Origin of the sequence: Paracoccus sp. Z118, assembly GCF_019061185.1 — a bacterium.
In the GTDB taxonomy this organism is placed as follows: Bacteria; Pseudomonadota; Alphaproteobacteria; order Rhodobacterales; family Rhodobacteraceae; genus Paracoccus.
Map to the genome: position 1 here is coordinate 1 of NZ_JAHQZU010000131.1, position 459 is coordinate 459.

1 protein-coding gene and 2 pseudogenes are annotated in these 459 nt (G+C 73.0%); 1 reads left to right on the forward strand and 2 read right to left on the reverse strand.

Annotated elements, in window-relative coordinates:
• Nucleotides 1-80 (reverse strand): annotated as a pseudogene (locus KTN05_RS18370) (DUF2271 domain-containing protein); the annotation flags it as partial.
• A complete protein-coding gene (locus KTN05_RS17850) occupies nt 59-187 on the reverse strand; it encodes a hypothetical protein (protein WP_305799912.1) in 129 nt (42 codons plus the stop codon). The pseudogene KTN05_RS18370 and the gene KTN05_RS17850, both read right to left, overlap by 22 nt.
• A 25-nt stretch (nt 188-212) precedes the next feature.
• On the opposite strand from KTN05_RS17850, the pseudogene KTN05_RS17855 reads away from it, so the two are divergent.
• A pseudogene (locus tag KTN05_RS17855) lies at nt 213-459 on the forward strand (cation-transporting P-type ATPase); the annotation flags it as partial.

Sequence of the window (459 nt, forward strand, 5' to 3'; positions counted from 1 at the left end):
TCGGTGACATAGAGCGCGAGATAGGCGCCGTCGCCGCCGTAGTTGTTCAGCGTGGTGGTCAGCGTGATGGGCCGCGCCAGCGCGAGGCCGGGAAGGCGACGGGGGTTCGCAACTCGTGCGCCGAGTTGGCGGTAAAGCTGCGCTCGGCCTCCAGTGCGCGGCGCAGGCGGTCCAGTAGAAGGTTCATCGCCGCCGCAATCCGGCGCGCGGCCGTGGCTCGCGGCGTCGAGGGCGCGGAGATCGCGGAAGTCACCAGCCGCGCGGCCAAGGGGATCGTCGGCCGGGACGGCCACGGCACGCTCTGGGCCGGCAACCCCTATCTTGCCGGGGAGATGGGCGCGGACCTACGCCACCCAACACTGGCGGCGCTGGATTCGGGCGCGCAGACCGTCGTCTATCTCGGCCGCGGGCGGCAGGTGCTGGGGGCGGCGACCGTGGCCGACGAGGCGCGGTCCAGCG